This is a genomic window from Enterobacter sp. MEB024 (assembly GCF_030209635.1).
GTDB lineage: Bacteria > Pseudomonadota > Gammaproteobacteria > Enterobacterales > Enterobacteriaceae > Enterobacter > Enterobacter ludwigii.
In genome coordinates, this window is sequence record NZ_JARVRQ010000001.1 from 145,166 (window position 1) to 164,818 (window position 19,653).

General features: G+C 54.7%; 19 protein-coding genes and 1 other RNA gene. 15 read left to right on the forward strand and 5 right to left on the reverse strand.

Going from position 1 to position 19,653, the window contains the following annotated elements; all coding sequences use genetic code 11:
- Positions 1-93 precede the first annotated feature (93 nt).
- The 5 genes from lon to QRN24_RS00725 all read left to right on the forward strand — a co-directional run bounded on the left by lon (position 94) and on the right by QRN24_RS00725 (position 6,042).
- Positions 94-2,448: an endopeptidase La gene (lon, locus tag QRN24_RS00705; RefSeq protein WP_014168872.1), complete on the forward strand. Its 2,355-nt coding sequence runs from the start codon at positions 94-96 to the stop codon at positions 2,446-2,448.
- A 210-nt stretch (positions 2,449-2,658) separates the two neighbouring features.
- On the forward strand, positions 2,659-2,931 hold the full coding sequence (gene hupB / locus QRN24_RS00710; protein ID WP_002444653.1) for a nucleoid-associated protein HU-beta: 273 nt from the start codon (positions 2,659-2,661) through the stop codon (positions 2,929-2,931).
- A gap of 212 nt (positions 2,932-3,143) precedes the next feature.
- Positions 3,144-5,015 (forward strand): peptidylprolyl isomerase, encoded by a 1,872-nt coding sequence (ppiD, locus tag QRN24_RS00715; RefSeq protein WP_284942214.1) that lies wholly within the window; start codon positions 3,144-3,146, stop codon positions 5,013-5,015.
- 148 nt (positions 5,016-5,163) lie between these two features.
- Complete coding sequence (locus QRN24_RS00720) at positions 5,164-5,544, forward strand: helix-hairpin-helix domain-containing protein (protein WP_032677520.1); 381 nt, start codon at positions 5,164-5,166, stop codon at positions 5,542-5,544.
- Between the two features lie 99 nt (positions 5,545-5,643).
- Positions 5,644-6,042, forward strand: a complete 399-nt coding sequence (locus QRN24_RS00725; protein ID WP_014168875.1) for a YbgC/FadM family acyl-CoA thioesterase — start codon at positions 5,644-5,646, stop codon at positions 6,040-6,042.
- Between the two features lie 60 nt (positions 6,043-6,102).
- Here QRN24_RS00725 and queC read toward each other — a convergent pair whose 3' ends face one another.
- Together queC and QRN24_RS00735 are read right to left on the reverse strand one after the other, a co-directional pair.
- Positions 6,103-6,798, reverse strand: coding sequence for a 7-cyano-7-deazaguanine synthase QueC (gene queC / locus QRN24_RS00730; protein WP_044857055.1), 696 nt, complete (start codon positions 6,796-6,798; stop codon positions 6,103-6,105).
- 66 nt (positions 6,799-6,864) lie between these two features.
- Positions 6,865-8,565, reverse strand: coding sequence for an SgrR family transcriptional regulator (locus QRN24_RS00735; RefSeq protein WP_044857056.1), 1,701 nt, complete (start codon positions 8,563-8,565; stop codon positions 6,865-6,867).
- Positions 8,566-8,666: 101 nt separating this feature from the next.
- On the opposite strand from QRN24_RS00735, the gene cof reads away from it, so the two are divergent.
- A complete protein-coding gene (gene cof / locus QRN24_RS00740; protein ID WP_014168878.1) occupies positions 8,667-9,485 on the forward strand; it encodes an HMP-PP phosphatase in 819 nt (272 codons plus the stop codon).
- A gap of 41 nt (positions 9,486-9,526) precedes the next feature.
- Here the strand turns inward: cof and QRN24_RS00745 are convergent, their stop codons facing one another.
- Positions 9,527-10,573 carry a PLP-dependent cysteine synthase family protein gene (locus QRN24_RS00745; RefSeq protein ID WP_032681555.1) on the reverse strand — a complete coding sequence of 349 codons (1,047 nt, stop codon included), beginning with the start codon at positions 10,571-10,573 and terminating at the stop codon, positions 9,527-9,529.
- Positions 10,574-10,688: 115 nt separating this feature from the next.
- Here QRN24_RS00745 and QRN24_RS00750 point away from each other — a divergent pair, with 115 nt between their 5' ends.
- The 5 genes from QRN24_RS00750 to amtB all read left to right on the forward strand — a co-directional run bounded on the left by QRN24_RS00750 (position 10,689) and on the right by amtB (position 16,627).
- Complete coding sequence (locus tag QRN24_RS00750; RefSeq protein WP_020885204.1) at positions 10,689-11,147, forward strand: Lrp/AsnC family transcriptional regulator; 459 nt, start codon at positions 10,689-10,691, stop codon at positions 11,145-11,147.
- Positions 11,148-11,197: 50 nt separating this feature from the next.
- A complete protein-coding gene (locus tag QRN24_RS00755) occupies positions 11,198-12,970 on the forward strand; it encodes a SmdA family multidrug ABC transporter permease/ATP-binding protein (protein ID WP_032677523.1) in 1,773 nt (590 codons plus the stop codon).
- The gene (locus tag QRN24_RS00760; protein ID WP_020885202.1) at positions 12,963-14,744 is read left to right on the forward strand and encodes a SmdB family multidrug efflux ABC transporter permease/ATP-binding protein; all 1,782 of its coding nucleotides are present in this window, start codon (positions 12,963-12,965) and stop codon (positions 14,742-14,744) included. The genes QRN24_RS00755 and QRN24_RS00760 overlap by 8 nt, the downstream gene beginning before the upstream one ends.
- Before the next feature lie 222 nt (positions 14,745-14,966).
- A complete protein-coding gene (gene glnK / locus QRN24_RS00765; protein ID WP_008503304.1) occupies positions 14,967-15,305 on the forward strand; it encodes a P-II family nitrogen regulator in 339 nt (112 codons plus the stop codon).
- 35 nt (positions 15,306-15,340) lie between these two features.
- On the forward strand, positions 15,341-16,627 hold the full coding sequence (gene amtB, locus QRN24_RS00770; RefSeq protein ID WP_020885201.1) for an ammonium transporter AmtB: 1,287 nt from the start codon (positions 15,341-15,343) through the stop codon (positions 16,625-16,627).
- A 75-nt stretch (positions 16,628-16,702) separates the two neighbouring features.
- Here amtB and tesB read toward each other — a convergent pair whose 3' ends face one another.
- Positions 16,703-17,563, reverse strand: coding sequence for an acyl-CoA thioesterase II (gene tesB, locus QRN24_RS00775; protein ID WP_020885200.1), 861 nt, complete (start codon positions 17,561-17,563; stop codon positions 16,703-16,705).
- 203 nt (positions 17,564-17,766) lie between these two features.
- Here tesB and QRN24_RS00780 point away from each other — a divergent pair, with 203 nt between their 5' ends.
- A complete protein-coding gene (locus QRN24_RS00780) occupies positions 17,767-18,294 on the forward strand; it encodes a YbaY family lipoprotein (RefSeq protein WP_014168885.1) in 528 nt (175 codons plus the stop codon).
- A gap of 30 nt (positions 18,295-18,324) precedes the next feature.
- On the opposite strand, the gene QRN24_RS00785 is transcribed toward QRN24_RS00780, so the two are convergent.
- Positions 18,325-18,636 (reverse strand): MGMT family protein, encoded by a 312-nt coding sequence (locus tag QRN24_RS00785; RefSeq protein ID WP_025204849.1) that lies wholly within the window; start codon positions 18,634-18,636, stop codon positions 18,325-18,327.
- Positions 18,637-18,806: 170 nt separating this feature from the next.
- On the opposite strand from QRN24_RS00785, the gene ffs reads away from it, so the two are divergent.
- The 3 genes from ffs (at position 18,807) to QRN24_RS00800 (ending at position 19,635) form a co-directional block, all read left to right on the forward strand.
- An RNA gene (gene ffs, locus QRN24_RS00790) (signal recognition particle sRNA small type) lies at positions 18,807-18,903 on the forward strand.
- A 268-nt stretch (positions 18,904-19,171) separates the two neighbouring features.
- Complete coding sequence (locus tag QRN24_RS00795) at positions 19,172-19,423, forward strand: hypothetical protein (protein ID WP_020885198.1); 252 nt, start codon at positions 19,172-19,174, stop codon at positions 19,421-19,423.
- Positions 19,420-19,635 carry a hypothetical protein gene (locus QRN24_RS00800; protein WP_014168888.1) on the forward strand — a complete coding sequence of 72 codons (216 nt, stop codon included), beginning with the start codon at positions 19,420-19,422 and terminating at the stop codon, positions 19,633-19,635. Before QRN24_RS00795 ends, QRN24_RS00800 begins: the two co-directional genes overlap by 4 nt.
- Positions 19,636-19,653 lie beyond the last annotated feature (18 nt).

Here is a 19,653-nt window from a genome sequence, read left to right on the forward strand (position 1 = left end):
ACATCCCCATATACTGGATACATGTTAATGGTTATGTGAAGCACAGTGACATGACCAGTTTACCTGGCGGACACTAAACTAAGAGAGAGCTCTATGAATCCTGAGCGTTCTGAACGCATTGAAATCCCCGTATTGCCGTTGCGCGATGTGGTGGTTTATCCGCACATGGTCATACCCTTATTTGTAGGGCGGGAAAAATCTATCCGTTGCCTCGAAGCCGCCATGGATCATGATAAAAAAATCATGCTGGTGGCGCAGAAAGAAGCATCAACGGATGAGCCGGGTGTAAACGATCTTTTCACCGTCGGGACCGTGGCCTCTATTTTGCAGATGCTGAAGCTGCCTGACGGCACCGTTAAGGTGCTGGTAGAAGGCTTGCAGCGTGCGCGTATTACCACCCTGTCTGACGATGGCGAGCATTTCTCTGCCAAGGCAGAGTACCTTGAATCACCTCAGCTGGATGAGCGCGAGCAGGAAGTGCTGGTGCGCACCGCGATTAGCCAGTTCGAAGGCTATATCAAGCTGAACAAGAAAATCCCACCAGAAGTGCTGACGTCGCTGAACAGCATCGACGATCCTGCGCGTCTGGCGGACACCATCGCTGCACACATGCCGCTGAAGCTGGCTGACAAACAGTCCGTGCTGGAGATGTCCGACGTTAACGAACGTCTGGAATATCTGATGGCGATGATGGAGTCTGAGATCGATCTGCTGCAGGTTGAGAAGCGTATTCGTAACCGCGTTAAAAAGCAGATGGAGAAATCTCAGCGTGAGTACTATCTGAATGAGCAAATGAAAGCCATTCAGAAAGAGCTCGGCGAGATGGATGACGCGCCGGACGAAAACGAAGCGCTGAAGCGTAAGATCGACGCGGCGAAAATGCCGAAAGAGGCCAAAGAGAAAGCCGAAGCAGAACTGCAGAAGCTGAAAATGATGTCTCCAATGTCGGCTGAAGCGACCGTCGTGCGCGGCTATATCGAATGGATGGTTCAGGTTCCCTGGAATGCCCGCAGCAAGGTCAAAAAAGACCTGCGTCAGGCGCAGGAGATCCTGGATACCGACCACTACGGCCTTGAGCGCGTGAAAGACCGCATTCTTGAGTACCTCGCCGTCCAGAGCCGTGTGAACAAAATCAAAGGCCCGATTCTGTGCCTGGTGGGACCACCGGGGGTAGGGAAAACCTCTCTGGGTCAGTCCATCGCCAAAGCGACCGGCCGTAAGTATATCCGTATGGCGCTGGGTGGCGTACGCGATGAAGCGGAGATCCGCGGTCACCGTCGTACTTACATCGGTTCTATGCCGGGTAAACTGATCCAGAAGATGGCGAAAGTGGGCGTTAAAAACCCGCTGTTCCTGCTCGATGAGATCGACAAAATGTCTTCGGACATGCGTGGCGATCCGGCGTCTGCTTTGCTGGAAGTTCTTGATCCAGAACAGAACGTGGCGTTCAGCGATCACTACCTCGAAGTGGATTACGACCTGAGCGATGTCATGTTTGTCGCGACCTCGAACTCCATGAACATTCCGGCGCCGCTGCTGGACCGTATGGAAGTGATTCGTCTCTCCGGTTATACCGAAGACGAAAAACTGAACATTGCGAAACGGCACCTGCTGCCGAAGCAGATTGAGCGTAACGCGCTGAAAGCCAACGAGCTGACCGTTGAGGACAGCGCGATTATTGGCATCATCCGCTACTACACCCGTGAAGCGGGCGTGCGTAGCCTTGAGCGCGAAATCTCTAAACTGTGCCGTAAGGCGGTTAAACAGCTTCTGCTGGATAAGAGTCTTAAACACATCGTGATCAATGGCGACAACCTGCATGCCTATCTGGGCGTTCAGCGCTTTGACTATGGTCGCGCGGACAATGAAAACCGCGTGGGCCAGGTCACCGGTCTGGCATGGACGGAAGTGGGTGGCGATCTGCTGACCATTGAAACCGCCTGTGTCCCGGGTAAAGGCAAGCTGACCTACACCGGCTCTCTGGGTGAAGTGATGCAGGAGTCGATTCAGGCCGCGCTGACCGTGGTACGCGCGCGCGCGGAGAAATTGGGCATTAACCCTGATTTCTACGAGAAACGCGATATCCACGTGCACGTGCCTGAAGGGGCAACGCCGAAAGATGGCCCAAGCGCAGGTATCGCCATGTGTACCGCACTGGTTTCCTGCCTTACCGGCAACCCGGTGCGTGCCGATGTGGCCATGACCGGTGAGATCACGTTGCGTGGCCAGGTGCTGCCAATCGGTGGGTTAAAAGAAAAACTGCTGGCGGCACACCGTGGTGGGATCAAAACCGTATTGATCCCTTACGAAAATAAACGCGATCTGGAAGAGATTCCGGACAACGTGATTGCCGATCTGCAGATTCATCCTGTGAAGCGAATTGAGGAAGTTCTGACTCTCGCCCTGCAGAATGAACCTTCCGGAATGCAGGTTGTAACCGCAAAATAGTGACCTCGCGCAAAGAGCGTCAATAAAAGTAAGGCTGGTAAGTCATTTCGCACTTGCCAGCCTTTTTTTGTATAGCTAATTTAGATTGCTGATTAGGCCAGCCATCAACAACGGGTGTTGTAAGGTCATGGCAGGCCTGATATAACTGCTGCGCGGTCGCGTTGTGAAGGATTCAGGCGCGATATAAATTATAAAGAGAGGAAGAGAACAGTGAATAAATCTCAACTGATTGACAAAATTGCTGCTGGTGCTGATATTTCTAAAGCTGCAGCTGGACGTGCGTTAGATGCATTAATTGCTTCTGTTACTGAATCTCTGCAGGCTGGGGACGACGTTGCACTGGTAGGCTTCGGTACTTTTGCTGTTAAAGAGCGTGCTGCCCGTACTGGCCGCAACCCTCAGACCGGTAAAGAGATCACCATTGCTGCCGCTAAAGTGCCGGGTTTCCGTGCAGGTAAAGCGCTGAAAGACGCAGTAAACTGATTGCTTTCCCATCTCAGGGAAGCCGAATAGTACAAGGGCGCATCATTTGATGTGCCTTTTTTGTTTGTCCAGGCCTGATTTGTGCGAGTTTATGCGAGTTGTGGGCTGACAATCGCACCGTTTTCTTGTCACAATACGCCTTTACGCGCGACGGGCAGGATTTTCCGTTAGCGTCAGGTAACCAGTCACCTACAGCGGAGTGTTGTTACACCATGATGGACAGCTTACGCACGGCTGCTAACAGTCTCGTGCTCAAGATTATTTTCGGTATCATTATCGTGTCGTTCATATTGACCGGCGTGAGCAGTTACCTTATCGGCGGTGGCGCGAACTATGCCGCAAAAGTGAATGGCCAGGAGATCAGCCGCGGTCAGTTCGAGAATGCTTTTGCCGGTGAACGTAACCGTATGCAGCAACAGCTGGGCGACCAATTCTCTGAACTCGCGGCAAACGAAGGGTATATGAAATCCCTGCGCCAACAGACCCTGAACCGTCTGATCGACGAAGCGCTGCTGGATCAATACGCGAAAAAACTGGGCCTGGGCATCAGCGATGAGCAGGTTAAAAAAGCCATCTTATCGACTCAGGCATTCCAGTCTAACGGCAAATTCGACAATGCGCGTTACAATGGCATCATTAATCAGATGGGCATGACTGCCGATCAATACGCTCAGGCTCTGCGTAATCAACTGACAACCCAACAGCTCATCAATGCCGTTGTTGGCACTGATTTCATGCTCAAAGGTGAGACGGAAGAGCTGGCAGCCCTGGTTGCACAGCAGCGCGTGGTACGTGAAGCGACCATCGATGTGAATGCTCTGGCGGCGAAGCAGCAGGTTAGCGACGCGGACATTAACGCCTATTACGAGCAGAACAAGAATAACTTCGTTGCTCCAGAACAGTTCCGTGTGAGCTACATCAAGCTGGATGCTGCCGCGCTGCAGGAAACAGCCTCTGACGCGGAAATTCAGTCTTATTACGATCAGCATCAGGATCAGTTCACTCAGCCGCAGCGTAACCGCTACAGCGTGATCCAGACCAAAACTGAGGCAGACGCCAAAGCCGTGCTGGATGAGCTGAATAAGGGCGCTGATTTCGCCTCCCTCGCGAAAGCAAAATCCACCGATATTATCTCTGCTAAAAACGGCGGTGATATGGGCTGGCTGGAAGAGAGCACCACGCCTGACGAACTGAAAAATGCCGGTCTGAAAGATAAAGGCCAGCTTTCGGGTGTCATTAAATCTTCCGTTGGTTTCCTGGTGGCGCGTCTGGATGACATCGAGGCCGCGAAAACCAAGCCGCTGGCTGACGTTCGCGATGATATCGCAGCGAAAGTGAAGCAGGAAAAAGCGCTGGATGCTTACTACGCGCTGCAACAGAAAGTCAGTGATGCTGCCAGCAACGACAACGAATCTCTGGCGGGTGCTGAGCAGGCTGCAGGGGTGAAAGCGGTTGAGACCGGCTGGTTCGGTCGTAACAACCTGCCGGAAGAGCTGAATTTCAAACCGGTTGCTGATGCCATCTTCAACGGTGGTCTGGTTGGCGAGAACGGCACGCCGGGCAGCAACTCTGACATCATTACCGTCGACGGCGATCGTGCGTTTGTTCTTCGCGTCAGCGAGCACAAACCAGAAGCGATTAAACCGCTGGCAGAAGTGAAAGATCAGGTGGTTGCTCAGGTTAAGCACAACAAAGCGGAACAGCAGGCAAAACTGGATGCTGAGAAGATTCTGGTTGACCTGAAAGCGGGTAAACAGGATGCGCTGAAAGCGGCAGGTCTGAGCTTCGGTGAGCCAAAAACGCTGAGCCGTACCGGTCAGGATCCTGTCAGTCAGGCAGCGTTCGGTCTGAGCCTGCCTGCGAAGGACAAACCAAGCTTCGGTACCACTACCGATATGCAGGGTAACGTCGTTCTGCTCGCGCTGGACAATGTGAAAGCAGGCACGATGCCTGAAGAGCAGAAGAAAGCGATGGTGCAGGGTATTACCCAGAACAATGCCCAGATTGCTTTCGAAGCGATGATGAGCAACCTGCGCACAGAAGCCAAAATCAAGCTCGGTGACGTGATGACTCAGCAGCAATAATTACGTATTTGCTCGCATATTTTCGTAACGCTCTGCAATAACTAAAGGCCGCTTTCGCGGCCTTTTCCATTTCTGCAATCTGCCGTTTGTGCCGGGTTATAACGCTGGATATTGTGGCCTGGCTGTCAACAAACAAGGAGATAACAGCATGAAATGTGGAATCAAGGCTCTGTTCATTACTCTGGCGATTGCCACCACCGGGATGAGCGCAGGTGCGCTGGCGACGACACCTGCGGCGAAAACACCGGCGGTGCAAAGCAGGTCTGACGCAGCGGCCCCCGCAGCTGGGCAGACGAAAGCCACGGATGCCGGAAAAAGCGCGGATGATGACGGTACGCGAGTCAGTATCAATTCGGCATCGGCAGAGGATCTCGCCCGGGTGATGAATGGCGTAGGGCTAAAAAAAGCGCAGGCGATAGTCAGCTATCGCGAAGAGTACGGTCCTTTCAAAACGGTTGACGATCTTAAGCAAGTACCCGGTATGGGCGGAGCGCTGGTTGAGCGCAACCTCTCACACCTGACGTTGTAATCACATAATTACTTGCACGGCAGCAAAATTTTGCCAGGATAAAGAGGTCATACCAGTCATGACCTCTTATCCTATAACAACAGTAAAGGCTATTGCGCTATGCAGACAAAAATCAAAGTACGCGGGTACCACATCGATGTTTACCAGCACGTCAACAACGCCCGTTATCTTGAGTTTCTTGAAGAAGCGCGCTGGGACGGTCTGGAAAGCAGCGAAAGCTTTCAGTGGATGACCGCGCACAACATCGCGTTCGTGGTCGTCAACATCAATATCAACTACCGTCGCCCGGCCGTGCTGGGAGATGTGCTGACCATCACCAGCCAGCTTCAACAGTTAAACGGCAAGAGCGGCGTGTTAACCCAGGCGGTGACGCTGGATCCTGAAGGCCAGGCCGTTGCCGACGCGCTGATCACCTTTGTCTGTATCGATCTGAAAACCCAGAAAGCGTTGCCGCTGGAAGGGGAGTTGCGGGAAAAACTGCAGTTGATGATCGTCTAGACGCGTTGTGTTCATGACCCGTGCTGTCGATATTCTGTTCGCCAGCACGGTCAAAGAGGCTTATTTGAGCCCGGTTTTTTTCTTCATCGCCAACATCACGCCCGCTTTATCGGCCAGATAGTGATTCAGTCCGTTTGCGCGCAGATTACAGGCCGCACACTGGCCACAGCCATCACCTTTAATGCCGTTGTAGCAGGTAAGGGTTTCGCTGCGAACCATGTCCAGTTTGCCCCAGTAGTCTGCCAGTGCCCAGGTTTCCGCTTTATCAAGCCACATCAGTGGCGTTTCAAAGCGCGTCTCTTTTGCCATCCCCAGATTCACGGCGTGGTTGAGAGCCTTCACGAACTCGTCACGGCAGTCAGGGTACCCGGAGAAGTCGGTTTCACACACGCCCGTGATCACCGCTTCGGCTTTCACCTGGTAGGCGTAGATCGCCGTCAGCGTCAGGAAGAGAATGTTGCGGCCTGGCACAAAGGTGTTCGGAATGCCGCTGGCATCAGGTTCATAGTCAGGAACGGGAATACTGTCGCGGGTGAGGCTACTGACGGCCAGTTCATTTAACAGCGTAACGTCCAGCACCTTATGCGCGCGCGCGCCCAGTTTCAGCGCCAGTTCACGGGCGACGTCGATTTCAGCGCGATGTCGCTGACCATAATCGAAAGTGACACAGTGAACTTCATCGTACTGATGAAGCGCCTGAACCAGGCAGGTAGTGGAATCTTGTCCTCCGCTGAACACGACGACGGCACGTTTCATAAATCATCTCGACAGTTACGGTAAAAACATCATGTTACCGTCTGACTACGGCGACGACCAGCTTCTTCACGATTTGGGGGCCGGGAGCCAGGCTTCGGTGAAATCGAACCAGCCGCGGGTATTAAGCCGTATGCCATTGACTCCCGGGGGCGCGCTGATTTGGTACTGGTAGTTAAACAACGGCGTCAGCACCGCGCTCTCCATGAGTTGGGTGAAAATAGCTTTCAGCCCGCGATGCCGGGCATGCGCGCCAGCCTGAGTCTGAACGGCATCCAGCGTCGCCTGCAGATGGGCATATTGCGGCGCGCTCAGCAGATGCGGCCATAGCGCATCGCAGCGAAGCCACTGCTCAAGGGTGTATTCCGGTGCTTCGCCAATCAGCCTGTCTCCCATCATGAGGTCCGCGTCGGCAAGATGCTGACATCCGTCCCACGTTTTGGCATCGTGAAAGATGACCGTTAACGCGCAGCCCTGGCGGGAAAGATACGCTTTTAGCTGACTCGCCATGGTATGTAACTCGACGGGCAGATGGTAAATCAGGGTCAGCGTCTCAGGCAAAGGGACATCCGTGAGATCCGGCCACTCAGGAATACGCCAGCCCGGCAGCAACTCCTGCGTTGGGGTGATAAGCCCCTCATCCAGAGGAAGAGTATGCAGAAGCGTTGAGAGGTGAATGATGTTGATAAGGCGTCTTGCCTGCATTTCGCTAAGACGCGGGCTGCGCTTCAGCGTGAGGTAGCAAAATCCCAGGCTGATGCTGTTACTCACCAGCCGCAAACGGGTCAGTTCGTCAGGCTCTCCGATGGCGATTTGTACCGGATGCCGGCAGCTGGTTCCAAGCCCCTGATCAAATAGCTGAGGGGTGATCCAGAACTCGATGGCCTTCAGTAGCGGGTGGCTAAGGTGATACTGCTCATGGCTTTCCAGACGAACCAGGTCCGGCTTATACGCGGTGAGCCTGAAAGGTCCGCTGCCTGTCATCGGTTGTGCCGGATGCGCCACACGGCTGCAATAGGTTGCCAGCCGATGCGCCAGCCAATAGTCGGGCTTGTGTAAAATAAACGTCAGACACTGCGGATGGGTAACTTCAATGCGCAGCACGCTCTGAAAAAGCCTGTGCATGGCCGGGAGCGTCAACATCGCATTCAGACTCTCCTGTAACTGGACCGTTTCGACTTTATCACCGTTATGCCAGTGAAGCGTGGAGCGAATATAAAAATGCCAGCGCAGCCCGTCCTCCGACACGTCCCAGTGATGGGCAAGATCGCCCGTCGGTTCGCTGCTGTTACCGTGAAAACGCGTCAGCCCGGAAAAAACCTGTCCTGCCAGATGCTGTTCCGCCCGACCGGGTAAAAAGCCGGGATGCAGTGGATCCAGCGAGCGGTAATAGGGAATGCGCAGCGTCGGCGTATCGTTTTGCCACTGGCCGCCTAAAAACGGATGAAGCAGTGACCGCAGCTCCTCCGGTGCCAGCTGGGCCAGCTCAAGCGCGTTATGCTGCTGCCCACGCTTCAGCGCCTCTTCCATCATCGCATTGCGCAGTGACTCCGGGGTGACGTGGAAAGTCAGCTCCCCACGCTTACCGCGGCCAGACTGCGCTCGCCAGCTAAGCCAGCCCGCCTCCTGCGCCTGACGCAGTAACGTACGGACATGCCGTTCGCTGCAAAAACAGCGGGCGGCCAGCTCGCTGATGGTGGCCTGCTGTGTCGCGCCAGCGGAAGGCTGCCACAAACGGTGGTACTGGTTGAGTCGGTTAAGCTGGCGCATGAGAAACCCTGAACAATAATTATCATCTATTCACTATTACTTCCGTATATATCACGCAATACTGATGCACAAGTTAACCGCATCACATTTCAGGAGTAATCATGGCTCGTCTCGCTGCGTTTGATATGGACGGTACGTTGTTAATGCCGGATCACCGTCTGGGTGAGAAAACCCTGAGTACCCTGAAGCGCCTGCATGAACGTGATGTCACCCTGACGTTTGCCACCGGCCGTCATGTGCTGGAGATGCGCCATTTGCTGGGGGCATTTTCCCTGGATGCTTTTCTTATTACCGGCAACGGGACACGCATTCACTCTGTCGAAGGCGATGTTCTCCACCGTCAGGATCTCAACCCGGAAGTGGCAGATATCGTCCTGCACAGCACCTGGGACACCCGGGCCAGCGTTCATGTCTTTAACGATAACGGCTGGTTTACCGGGCATGACATTCCGGCATTGCTGCACGCCCATGTCTACAGTGGTTTTCGCTATCAGCTTATCGATCTGCGCCGTATTCCGGCTCACGCGGTGACGAAGATCTGTTTCTGCGGCGATCATGACGATCTTTGTCGCTTACGCATTCAGCTGAATGACGCGTTAGGCGACCGGGCGCACCTGACCTTTTCAGCGGTGGACTGTCTCGAGGTTTTGCCGGTTGGGTGTAATAAAGGATCGGCGCTGGCGGTACTGAGCGATCACCTGGGCTTAACGATGCAGGAATGTATGGCGTTTGGCGACGCCATGAACGACCGCGAAATGCTGGGCAGCGTTGGTCGCGGTCTGATCATGGGAAATGCGATGCCGCAGTTGAAGGCAGAGCTTCCCCATCTACCGGTTATCGGGCACTGCGGTAACGAAGCTGTGTCTCATTTTTTGACGCATTGGCTGGACAACAACAACCTCCCATATTCCCCCGAATAGTGAGACCCTTCCAGCAAGCCAGACCCCGGTCTGGCTTTTTTTTATTTCACCAGCTGCGTAATCTGCGCTTTCCACGGCTCAATATCGCCGATGTTTGCCTGAACCCACTGCGCATTGTAATAGGTCTCAAGATAGCGCTCGCCGCTGTCGCAGAGTAAGGTGACGATAGAGCCGGTGCGCCCCTCTTCACGCATGCGAGCCGCAAGCTGCAGGGCTCCCCACATGTTGGTGCCGGTAGAAGCACCGACTTTACGGCCAATCTGTGTCTCCAGCCAGTGCGCGGTTGCCACGCTGGCGGCATCCGCCACGCGGAGCATTTCATCCACCACGTCCGGAATGAATGAAGGCTCCACGCGCGGGCGGCCAATTCCTTCAATCTTACTGCCCACCGGGCTGCGCAGATCCGCATTGCGGCTTTGCCAGTAGTCCAGGAACACCGAGTTCTGCGGATCAACCACCATCAGCTGCGTATCATAGCCCTGACAGCGGATGTAACGCCCCAGGGTGGCTGAGGTGCCGCCAGTACCGGCGCTCATCACGATGTACGACGGAACAGGGTGAGGTTCGTGGGTCATCTGGCGGAAAATACTGTCGGCGATGTTGTTATTGCCGCGCCAGTCTGTCGCTCGCTCGGCAAAGGTGAACTGGTCCATATAGTGGCCATTCAGCTCACGGGCCAGCATTTCAGACGCGGCGTAAATTTCGCAGGCGCTTTCCACAAAGTGGCAGCGTCCACCGTAAAATTCGATCTGCTCAATTTTTCGTTTCGCGGTGCAGGAGGGCATCACGGCGATAAACGGCAGGCCCAGCAGGCGGGCAAAGTAGGCTTCGGATACGGCGGTTGAACCGGAGGAGGATTCAATAATCGTGGTTCCCTCCTTAATCCAGCCGTTACACAAACCGTATAAAAAGAGCGAACGCGCCAGGCGATGCTTCAGGCTACCGGTGGGATGGGTGCTTTCATCTTTCAGGTACAGCTGGATGCCAGCAAAACCCGGCAGAGCCAGGCGAATGAGATGGGTGTCCGCCGAGCGCTGATAGTCGGCATTGATTTCGCTGATGGCATGTTTAACCCAGGCGCTATTCATCGTATTTATCCGTTTGTCATTTTGTGCCCAGCATAGCGAAAAGCACAGAAAAAATTGTTGCTATATGGCCTTTAAAATAGAATGAAGGGAGAAAATTTTTCTCTGTGAGGTGGGTATGCTAGATAAAATAGACCGTAAGCTGCTTTCTTTACTGCAAAGTGACTGTACCCTCTCTTTGCAGGCACTGGCAGATGCCGTTAATCTGACCACCACGCCGTGCTGGAAGCGCCTCAAGAAGCTTGAAGATGACGGCATCCTTCTGGGGCGAGTCGCGCTTTTAGATCCCGAAAAACTGGGGCTTGGGTTGACGGCATTTGTCCTGATAAAAACCCAACATCACAGCAGCGAGTGGTACAGCCGCTTCGTAACACAGGTCTCCGAGATGCCGGAGGTGCTCGGTTTCTGGCGCATGGCGGGAGAGTATGACTATCTGATGCGCGTCCAGGTGGCAGACATGAAGCGTTATGATGATTTTTACAAGCGGCTGGTGAACAGCGTACCGGGCTTGTCGGACGTCACCTCGAGCTTCGCCATGGAACAGATTAAATACACCACAGCACTACCCATTGATTAATTGAATAACTTCCCGGCGTAGCCGGATCCATACCTTCAGGAACAAACCGCGTGCGATTATTTGCCCAATTAAGCTGGTACTTTCGTCGGGAGTGGCAACGCTACCTCGGCGCTGTGGCCCTGCTTATTATCATTGCCATCCTGCAGTTAATTCCACCGAAAGTGGTGGGATACGTGGTGGATGGCGTTACAGAACAGCATTACACCACCGCACGGGTGTTGATGTGGGTCGGCACGCTGGTGCTGACGGCCATCATTGTCTATCTGCTGCGCTACGTCTGGCGGGTACTGCTGTTTGGCGCGTCCTATCAGCTGGCCGTCGAATTGCGTGAAGATTTTTATCGTCAGCTGAGCCGCCAGCATCCCGAGTTCTACCTGCGTCATCGCACCGGGGATCTTATCGCTCGCGCCACCAATGACGTTGACCGCGTCGTGTTTGCCGCCGGGGAAGGGGTGTTAACGCTGGTGGACTCTCTGGTGATGGGCTGTGCGGTTCTGATTGTGATGTCCACCCAGATAAGCTGGCAGCTCACGCTGCTGGCGTTGCTGCCTATGCCGCTGATGGCGCTGGCGATCAACCGCTATGGCGAACAGCTTCATGAGCGCTTCAAGCTGGCGCAGGCGGCGTTTTCCTCGCTGAATGACCGTACGCAGGAGAGCATGACCAGCATCCGCATGATCAAAGCGTTTGGCCTGGAAGATCGACAATCCGCGCTGTTTGCAGCCGATGCCGCCGACACGGGGGCGAAGAACATGCGCGTTGCGCGTATCGATGCGCGGTTTGACCCGACAATCTATGTCGCGATTGGCATGGCAAACCTGCTGGCCATTGGTGGCGGGAGCTGGATGGTGGTGCAGGGCTCGCTAACCCTCGGGCAATTGACCAGCTTTGCCATGTACCTGGGGCTGATGATATGGCCGATGCTGGCACTGGCCTGGATGTTTAACATCGTAGAGCGCGGCAGCGCCGCCTACAGCCGTATTCGCGCGATGCTTGCCGAAGCGCCAGTGGTGAATGACGGTAGCGAATCGGTACCGGAAGGGCGCGGCGTGATGAATGTCGACGTCCGTAAGTTTGTGTATCCGCAAACGGAACATACGGTACTGGAGAACGTCAGCTTTACGCTCAAACCGGGTCAGATGCTCGGTATCTGCGGTCCGACAGGCGCCGGGAAAAGTACCGTACTCTCCCTGATTCAACGTCACTTTGACGTCACGCAGGGCGATATTCGCTTCCATGATATTCCGTTGACGAACCTGCTGCTCGATGACTGGCGCGGTCGTCTGGCGGTGGTCAGCCAGACGCCGTTTCTCTTTTCTGACACCGTGGCGAATAACATTGCCCTCGGACGCCCGGCGGCGACTCAGGAAGAGATTGAGCACGTCGCGCGCCTGGCCAGCGTCCATGACGATATTCTGCGTCTGCCACAGGGCTATGAAACGGAAGTGGGTGAGCGTGGCGTTATGCTTTCCGGCGGGCAAAAACAGCGTCTCTCGATTGCCCGCGCGCTGCTGCTGAATGCCGAAATCCTGATCCTTGATGATGCGCTCTCCGCCGTCGATGGCCGCACCGAGCACCAGATCCTGCATAACCTGCGACAGTGGGGGGATGGAAGGACGGTGATCATCAGTGCACACCGGTTGTCGGCGCTGACGGAAGCCAATGAAATTCTGGTATTACAGCACGGGCACATTGCCCAGCGCGGACAGCATGAACCGCTTGCGGAGCAACCGGGCTGGTATCGCGATATGTATCGTTATCAGCAGCTTGAAGCGGCGCTGGACGACGCCCCGGAACAGGATGAGGAGAACGCTAATGCGTAAGACCGTGACGCAGTGGCCGACGCTAAAACGCCTGCTGGCCTATGGTTCTCCGTGGCGAAAACCGCTTTCGCTTGCCGTGCTGTTGCTGTGGATTGCCGCGATTGCAGAAGTGAGCGGTCCGCTGCTTATCAGCTACTTTATCGACAATATGGTGGCGAAAAGCTATTTGCCGCTGGGGCTTGTCGCGGGGTTAGGTGTGGCCTACGTTGGGCTACAGCTGACAGCGGCGTCACTGCATTACGCCCAGTCTCTGCTCTTTAACCGGGCGGCCGTGGGCGTGGTGCAGAAGTTACGTACGGATGTGATGGATGCGGCACTGCGCCAGCCGTTGAGCGAGTTTGATACCCAGCCGGTTGGGCAGGTGATATCCCGGGTGACCAACGATACCGAGGTGATCCGCGATCTGTATGTCACCGTCGTGGCAACCGTGCTGCGCAGCGCGGCGCTGATTGGCGCCATGCTGGTGGCGATGTTCAGCCTAAACTGGCGTATGGCTCTGGTGGCGATCACCATCTTCCCGGCCGTATTGATTGTAATGGTCATCTATCAACGCTACAGCACGCCGATTGTGCGTCGGGTGCGGGCCTATCTGGCCGATATCAACGATGGCTTCAACGAAGTGATCAACGGCATGAGCGTCATTCAGCAGTTCCGCCAGCAGGCTCGCTTTGGTGAACGCATGGGGGAAGCCAGCCGGTCGCACTATATGGCGCGTATGCAAACGCTGCGACTGGACGGTTTCCTGCTGCGTCCGCTGCTGAGCCTCTTCTCGGCGCTGGTTCTCTGTGGCCTGCTGATGCTTTTCGGGATGAGCGCGAACGGAACAATTGAAGTTGGGGTTCTGTACGCTTTTATCAGCTATCTGGGACGCCTTAATGAACCGTTGATAGAACTCACCACCCAGCAGTCTATGTTGCAACAGGCCGTGGTGGCGGGGGAGCGCGTGTTCGAACTGATGGACCGGCCACGTCAGACCTACGGCGATGATGAGCGTCCTTTGCAAAGCGGAGAGATTACGTTTGATAAGGTCTCGTTTGCTTACCGTGAAGACCGTCTGGTGTTGCAGGACATCTCTCTTGATGTGCCGTCGCGCGGCTTTGTGGCGCTGGTGGGGCATACCGGCAGCGGAAAAAGTACCCTCGCCAGCCTGTTGATGGGCTATTACCCGGTCAGTCAGGGTGAAATCCGCATTGATGGTCGTCCGCTCGCATCACTGAGCCACAATGTGTTGCGCAAAGGCGTTGCAATGGTGCAGCAAGACCCGGTAGTCATGGCCGATACCTTTTACGCCAATGTCACCCTGGGGCGGGATTATACCCAGCAACAGGTGTGGGATGTGCTGGAAACCGTGCAGCTGGCAGAGCTGGCGCGCGGCTTTAGCGATGGGATCAATACCCGGCTCGGTGAGCAGGGGAATAACCTCTCGGTAGGACAAAAGCAGCTTCTGGCCCTGGCGCGGGTGCTGATTGAAACGCCGCAGGTGCTGATACTCGACGAAGCAACCGCCAGCATTGACTCTGGTACTGAGCAGGCTATCCAGCTGGCGCTGGCCGCGGTGCGTGACCACACGACGCTGGTGGTTATCGCACACCGTCTTTCAACGATTGTCGACGCAGACACCATCCTGGTGCTGCATCGCGGTCAGGCCGTCGAACGCGGTACGCACCGGGAGCTGCTCGAAGCAAAAGGGCGCTACTGGCAGATGTATCAGCTGCAGCTGGCCGGTGAAGAGCTGGCCGCCAGCGTGCGTGAGGACGAGTCCCTCAGCGCCTGATGCACCAAAACAAGGCAGCGCGCTAACAGTCATTACTGTTGGTGCAAAACTGAAACGCACCGTGCACTGTCATGGTGCGTTTTTTTTCACCGGTTCGTTAAACATGCTCGTGTAATGCTCATTGCAGCGCGTTTCCCTCAGATTTTCATTTCTGGCACACCCCTTGCAATGTCTTCTGCGTATTAGCGGCGGCCATTACCGAATTCTGACTGGAGGGGATCTATGAAGCTGGTTACGGTTGTAATCAAACCATTCAAACTCGAAGACGTGCGTGAAGCATTGTCTTCCATGGGTATTCAGGGACTGACTGTCACCGAAGTGAAAGGCTTTGGTCGTCAGAAGGGTCATGCCGAGCTTTACCGCGGGGCAGAATACAGCGTTAACTTCCTGCCAAAAGTAAAAATTGATGTCGCGATTGCTGATGACCAGCTTGATGAAGTTATTGATGTCATTAGCAAAGCGGCCTACACCGGCAAAATTGGCGACGGCAAAATTTTCGTTGCCGAATTGCAGCGCGTCATTCGCATCCGTACCGGCGAATCTGACGAAGCGGCACTGTAAGTAACTCCTGGCACACAGTGATAGGGATCGAGAAAATGAAGATAGCAACAATCAAAACGGGTCTGGGTTCGCTGGCACTGCTGCCGGGCCTGGCACTGGCTGCCCCTGCGGTGGCAGACAAAGCCGATAACGCCTTTATGATGATCAGCACCGCGCTGGTGCTGTTCATGTCCATTCCGGGCATTGCGCTGTTCTACGGCGGCCTGATCCGTGGCAAAAACGTTCTCTCCATGCTGACGCAGGTTGCCGTCACGTTCGCGCTGGTTTGCGTGTTGTGGGTGGTCTACGGTTACTCTCTGGCCTTCGGCACGGGCAATGCGTTCTTCGGAAACTTTGACTGGGTCATGCTGAAAAACATCGAACTGACCGCGCTGATGGGCAGTTTCTATCAATATATTCACGTTGCCTTCCAGGGCTCGTTCGCCTGTATCACCGTTGGGCTGATCGTCGGTGCGCTGGCTGAGCGTATTCGCTTCTCCGCCGTCCTGATCTTCGTGGTGGTCTGGCTGACGCTCTCCTATGTGCCGATTGCGCACATGGTCTGGGGTGGCGGTCTGCTGGCGAGCCATGGCGCGCTGGACTTCGCAGGCGGTACCGTTGTACACATCAACGCCGCGGTGGCGGGCCTGGTAGGGGCATACCTGATTGGCAAACGCGTGGGCTTCGGTAAAGAAGCGTTCAAACCGCACAACCTGCCGATGGTCTTTACCGGTACAGCGATCCTTTACTTTGGCTGGTTCGGCTTCAACGCCGGTTCAGCAAGCGCAGCAAACGAAATCGCCGCGCTGGCCTTCGTGAACACGGTTGTGGCCACGGCGGGTGCGATCCTCTCATGGGTGTTTGGTGAATGGGCGGTACGCGGTAAGCCTTCACTGCTGGGTGCCTGTTCAGGTGCAATTGCCGGTCTGGTTGGTATCACGCCAGCTTGTGGCTACGTCGGTGTTGGCGGCGCGCTGCTTGTCGGGTTGGTCGCCGGTCTGGCGGGTCTGTGGGGTGTGACGGCGCTGAAACGTGTTCTGCGCGTCGATGACCCGTGCGATGTCTTCGGTGTACACGGCGTTTGCGGTATTGTCGGTTGTATCATGACCGGTATCTTCGCGGCGAAATCGCTGGGTGGCGTGGGTTACGCAGAAGGCGTCACCATGGTTCACCAGGTGCTGGTGCAGCTGGAAAGTATCGCCATCACCGTCGTGTGGTCTGCCGTTGTGGCCTTCATCGGCTATAAGCTGGCGGATATGACCGTCGGTCTGCGTGTTCCGGAAGAGCAGGAACGCGAAGGTCTGGACGTCAACAGCCACGGCGAGAATGCGTACAACGCCTGATAAGCAAAACGGCAACCCAGGGTTGCCGTTTTCGTTTTGTTCCCTCTCCCGTCGGGAGAGGGCCGCAGTACAGCATCACCCGCGGTTACGCATTACCCCTTCCTGCACCGTCGACGCGACCAGCACGCCATCCTGAGTGTAAAACTCACCGCGCACAAAGCCGCGCGCGCTTGACGCCGAGGTACTTTCCACGCTGTAGAGCAGCCACTCGTTCATGTCGAACGGACGATGGAACCACATGGAGTGATCGATGGTGGCCACCTGCATCCCTTTTTCAAGGAAGCCCACGCCGTGCGGCTGCAGCGCCACCGGCAGGAAGTTGAAATCTGAAGCATAACCCAGCAGATACTGATGAACGCGGAAATCCGCGGGCACGGTGCCGTTAGCGCGGATCCAGACCTGACGCTTTGGCTCGGCCGTGTGGCCTTTCATCGGGTTATGGAATTCGACAGGGCGGATCTCAAGCGGTTTATCGCAGAGAAACTTCTCCTTTACCTGCGGTGGAAGCAGATGCGCCAGCGCACGGGCGATATCGGTCTCGGATTTGAGATCGTCTGGCGACGGCGCGGGTGGCATCGTTTTTTGATGCTCATACCCCGGTTCCGGCGCCTGGAACGAGGCGGTCATGTAAAAGATAGGCTTGCCATTCTGAACCGCCGCGACACGACGCGCGCTAAAGCTGTTGCCATCCCGCAATACCTCAACGTCATATACGATGGGTTTCGCGCTATCACCAGGGCGTAAGAAGTAGCTGTGAAATGAGTGCACCAGACGGTCTGCAGGGACGGTCTCCTTTGCTGCGTAGAGCGCTTGTCCTACGACTTGCCCGCCGAAGACCTGGCGTAAGCCGAGATCTTCGCTCTGTCCGCGAAAGAGTCCTTCCTCAATTTTTTCCAGATTCAGTAATGTCAGCAGATTGTTCAGTGCCTGACTCATAGTTGTCCTCAATAAACGCCGTAGCGAAAGATAGGCAGAGTATAACGCAGAAATGAAAGTGGTCCGATGGGTAGAATAATCTGAATATCTGGACGATTTTAGGCATAAATCAGTGATCTGTGCCAAACTTACCTGTGTTATGTGATTGAAACGACATCGGATGGGATCGATCCCGCTGGTGCATTGATGATAAGGAGACTTCAATGAAACTCGTGCCCATGCTAAGTGGTGTAGCAATTGCGGTGGCGTTGTCCGCCTGTGCAGGAAAGAGCGCCCAGGTGCCGGTGCCAGCAGCAGATCCAAACGGGATTAATACACTCTCACAGCAGTCCATTCAGCAGCCTAACGTTTCCGGGACTATCTGGATTAAACAGAAAGTCGCGTTACCGCCAGATGCGGTATTAACGGTAACCCTGTCTGATGCTTCCCTGGCAGACGCGCCGTCTAAAGTATTGGCCCAGCGTGCCGTGCGTACGGAAGGTAAGCAGGCACCGTTTAGCTTCGTGTTGCCGTATAACCCATCAGACGTGCAGCCTAATGCCCGTATCCTCCTGAGCGCAGCAGTAACGATCAACGATAAACTGGTGTTTATCACCGATACGGTGCAGGAAGCGATTAACCACGGCGGGACAAAAGTTGACCTGAACCTGGTTCCGGTACAGCAAACCGAAGTGCCGGTTGCGCCACAGACTAACCAACCGTCTCTGCCAACCCCTCCGACCCAGATGTAACGCTTTAAACCCTCTCCTTCGGGAGAGGGTTTAATACACCCAGCGGTACTTTTGCAAATCAATCTGTCCTGACCCCGACACCTGCACCCCTTCTGACAGTAACGCCTGACGCTGGCGCTGCAGATCCGGCCCGGTCAACGAGATCGCCCCATGACGATTTACCACCCGATGCCAGGGCAGGGTACTTCCTTCCGGCAACCTTTTCAGTACGCCACCGACCTGCCGCGCCGCACGCGGAGAACCGGCCAGACGTGCTACGTCGCCATAGGTGGTGACATAACCTTCCGGCACAGAGGCCACAATTTGCCATACGCGTTGTGGAAAGGAGTCATGTTCGTCCATACGTCTACCTGTGGGGAATGTCTGGACAGTCATGTTAAACGAAGATAAACCCAATTGCTGCGCCAGTTTGCGCAAGAAACCAGCATCCAGTTGCGGGTCGCTTGCAATTGGCGGTAAGCACAGGGATAATGCGCCAGCGCGTTGGTTATCAACGCTCTCAATGGGGGCTCTGTTGGTTCTCCCGCAACGCTACTCTGTTCACCAGGTCAGGTCCGGAAGGAAGCAGCCAGGGCAGACGACGTGTGTGCCGGGATGTAGCTGGCAGGGCCCCCACCCATTTCTGCTCTCATCAACACTCTTCCTGTTTCTCTTCGCTTCGAATAGCCTTTAATCCACAACGTTATTAGGACTTTACTGACTGCATGTAATATATATTTCATTGCATTGAAATATTACTGTCATAAACCTGTAATAATAGACTGTCATTTTAATATCGGATGTCTTTTTTCTGTCATAACTTAAAAATATATATCTGGATAACATTGGTAAGTTCGTGTATTAAATAAAGTACTTATTCCGAAGGGAAGTGACAAACATGGCTACTGCGGTGTTAAACGTTAAGATTGATCAAGCGCTAAAAGAAAGACTTCGCCACTATGCAGAAGTTAATAACGAGAATTTAAGCGTGACGACAGAGAAACTGCTGCTGCTGGCATTCGAAGCGGTAGAAGAGGCGGGAGTATCGGAAGAGGATATTGATAACCAGCATACGGAAGAAGAGAGTGTTTCTCCATTTACTCCTAAAGAAATCAAGGCTCTACGTAAAATTCTTAAGAAGAGAAAATGAAACAACAACTGTCAACTGCCAGTGACTACAACGAGGCCTGCGATCTGTTGCGTTCAGGCTACGTGAAGCATGTACGTCTTGGCTGGAATGTAGGAAGTGATGAGTTCTTTCGTATTGCGTCTGACTGGTGTGATACCGGCGCAAAAATAAAGAAAGACGGTGAAAATTTCGTTATTTCACTGAAAGGTTTTCCTATTCCTCCTCAGCACTAAATCTTGAATGGTGAAAAC

Bases quoted from the DNA above. Each gene is read 5' to 3' on its own strand.
- lon (WP_014168872.1), top strand. From the start codon at position 94: ATGAATCCTGAGCGTTCTGAACGCATTGAAATCCCCGTATTGCCGTTG.
- ppiD (WP_284942214.1), top strand. From the start codon at position 3,144: ATGATGGACAGCTTACGCACGGCTGCTAACAGTCTCGTGCTCAAGATT.
- QRN24_RS00720 (WP_032677520.1), top strand. From the start codon at position 5,164: ATGAAATGTGGAATCAAGGCTCTGTTCATTACTCTGGCGATTGCCACC.
- QRN24_RS00725 (WP_014168875.1), top strand. From the start codon at position 5,644: ATGCAGACAAAAATCAAAGTACGCGGGTACCACATCGATGTTTACCAG.
- queC (WP_044857055.1), bottom strand. From the start codon at position 6,798: ATGAAACGTGCCGTCGTCGTGTTCAGCGGAGGACAAGATTCCACTACC.
- QRN24_RS00735 (WP_044857056.1), bottom strand. From the start codon at position 8,565: ATGCGCCAGCTTAACCGACTCAACCAGTACCACCGTTTGTGGCAGCCT.
- cof (WP_014168878.1), top strand. From the start codon at position 8,667: ATGGCTCGTCTCGCTGCGTTTGATATGGACGGTACGTTGTTAATGCCG.
- QRN24_RS00745 (WP_032681555.1), bottom strand. From the start codon at position 10,573: ATGAATAGCGCCTGGGTTAAACATGCCATCAGCGAAATCAATGCCGAC.
- QRN24_RS00750 (WP_020885204.1), top strand. From the start codon at position 10,689: ATGCTAGATAAAATAGACCGTAAGCTGCTTTCTTTACTGCAAAGTGAC.
- QRN24_RS00760 (WP_020885202.1), top strand. From the start codon at position 12,963: ATGCGTAAGACCGTGACGCAGTGGCCGACGCTAAAACGCCTGCTGGCC.
- glnK (WP_008503304.1), top strand. From the start codon at position 14,967: ATGAAGCTGGTTACGGTTGTAATCAAACCATTCAAACTCGAAGACGTG.
- amtB (WP_020885201.1), top strand. From the start codon at position 15,341: ATGAAGATAGCAACAATCAAAACGGGTCTGGGTTCGCTGGCACTGCTG.
- tesB (WP_020885200.1), bottom strand. From the start codon at position 17,563: ATGAGTCAGGCACTGAACAATCTGCTGACATTACTGAATCTGGAAAAA.
- QRN24_RS00780 (WP_014168885.1), top strand. From the start codon at position 17,767: ATGAAACTCGTGCCCATGCTAAGTGGTGTAGCAATTGCGGTGGCGTTG.
- QRN24_RS00785 (WP_025204849.1), bottom strand. From the start codon at position 18,636: ATGGACGAACATGACTCCTTTCCACAACGCGTATGGCAAATTGTGGCC.
- QRN24_RS00795 (WP_020885198.1), top strand. From the start codon at position 19,172: ATGGCTACTGCGGTGTTAAACGTTAAGATTGATCAAGCGCTAAAAGAA.
- QRN24_RS00800 (WP_014168888.1), top strand. From the start codon at position 19,420: ATGAAACAACAACTGTCAACTGCCAGTGACTACAACGAGGCCTGCGAT.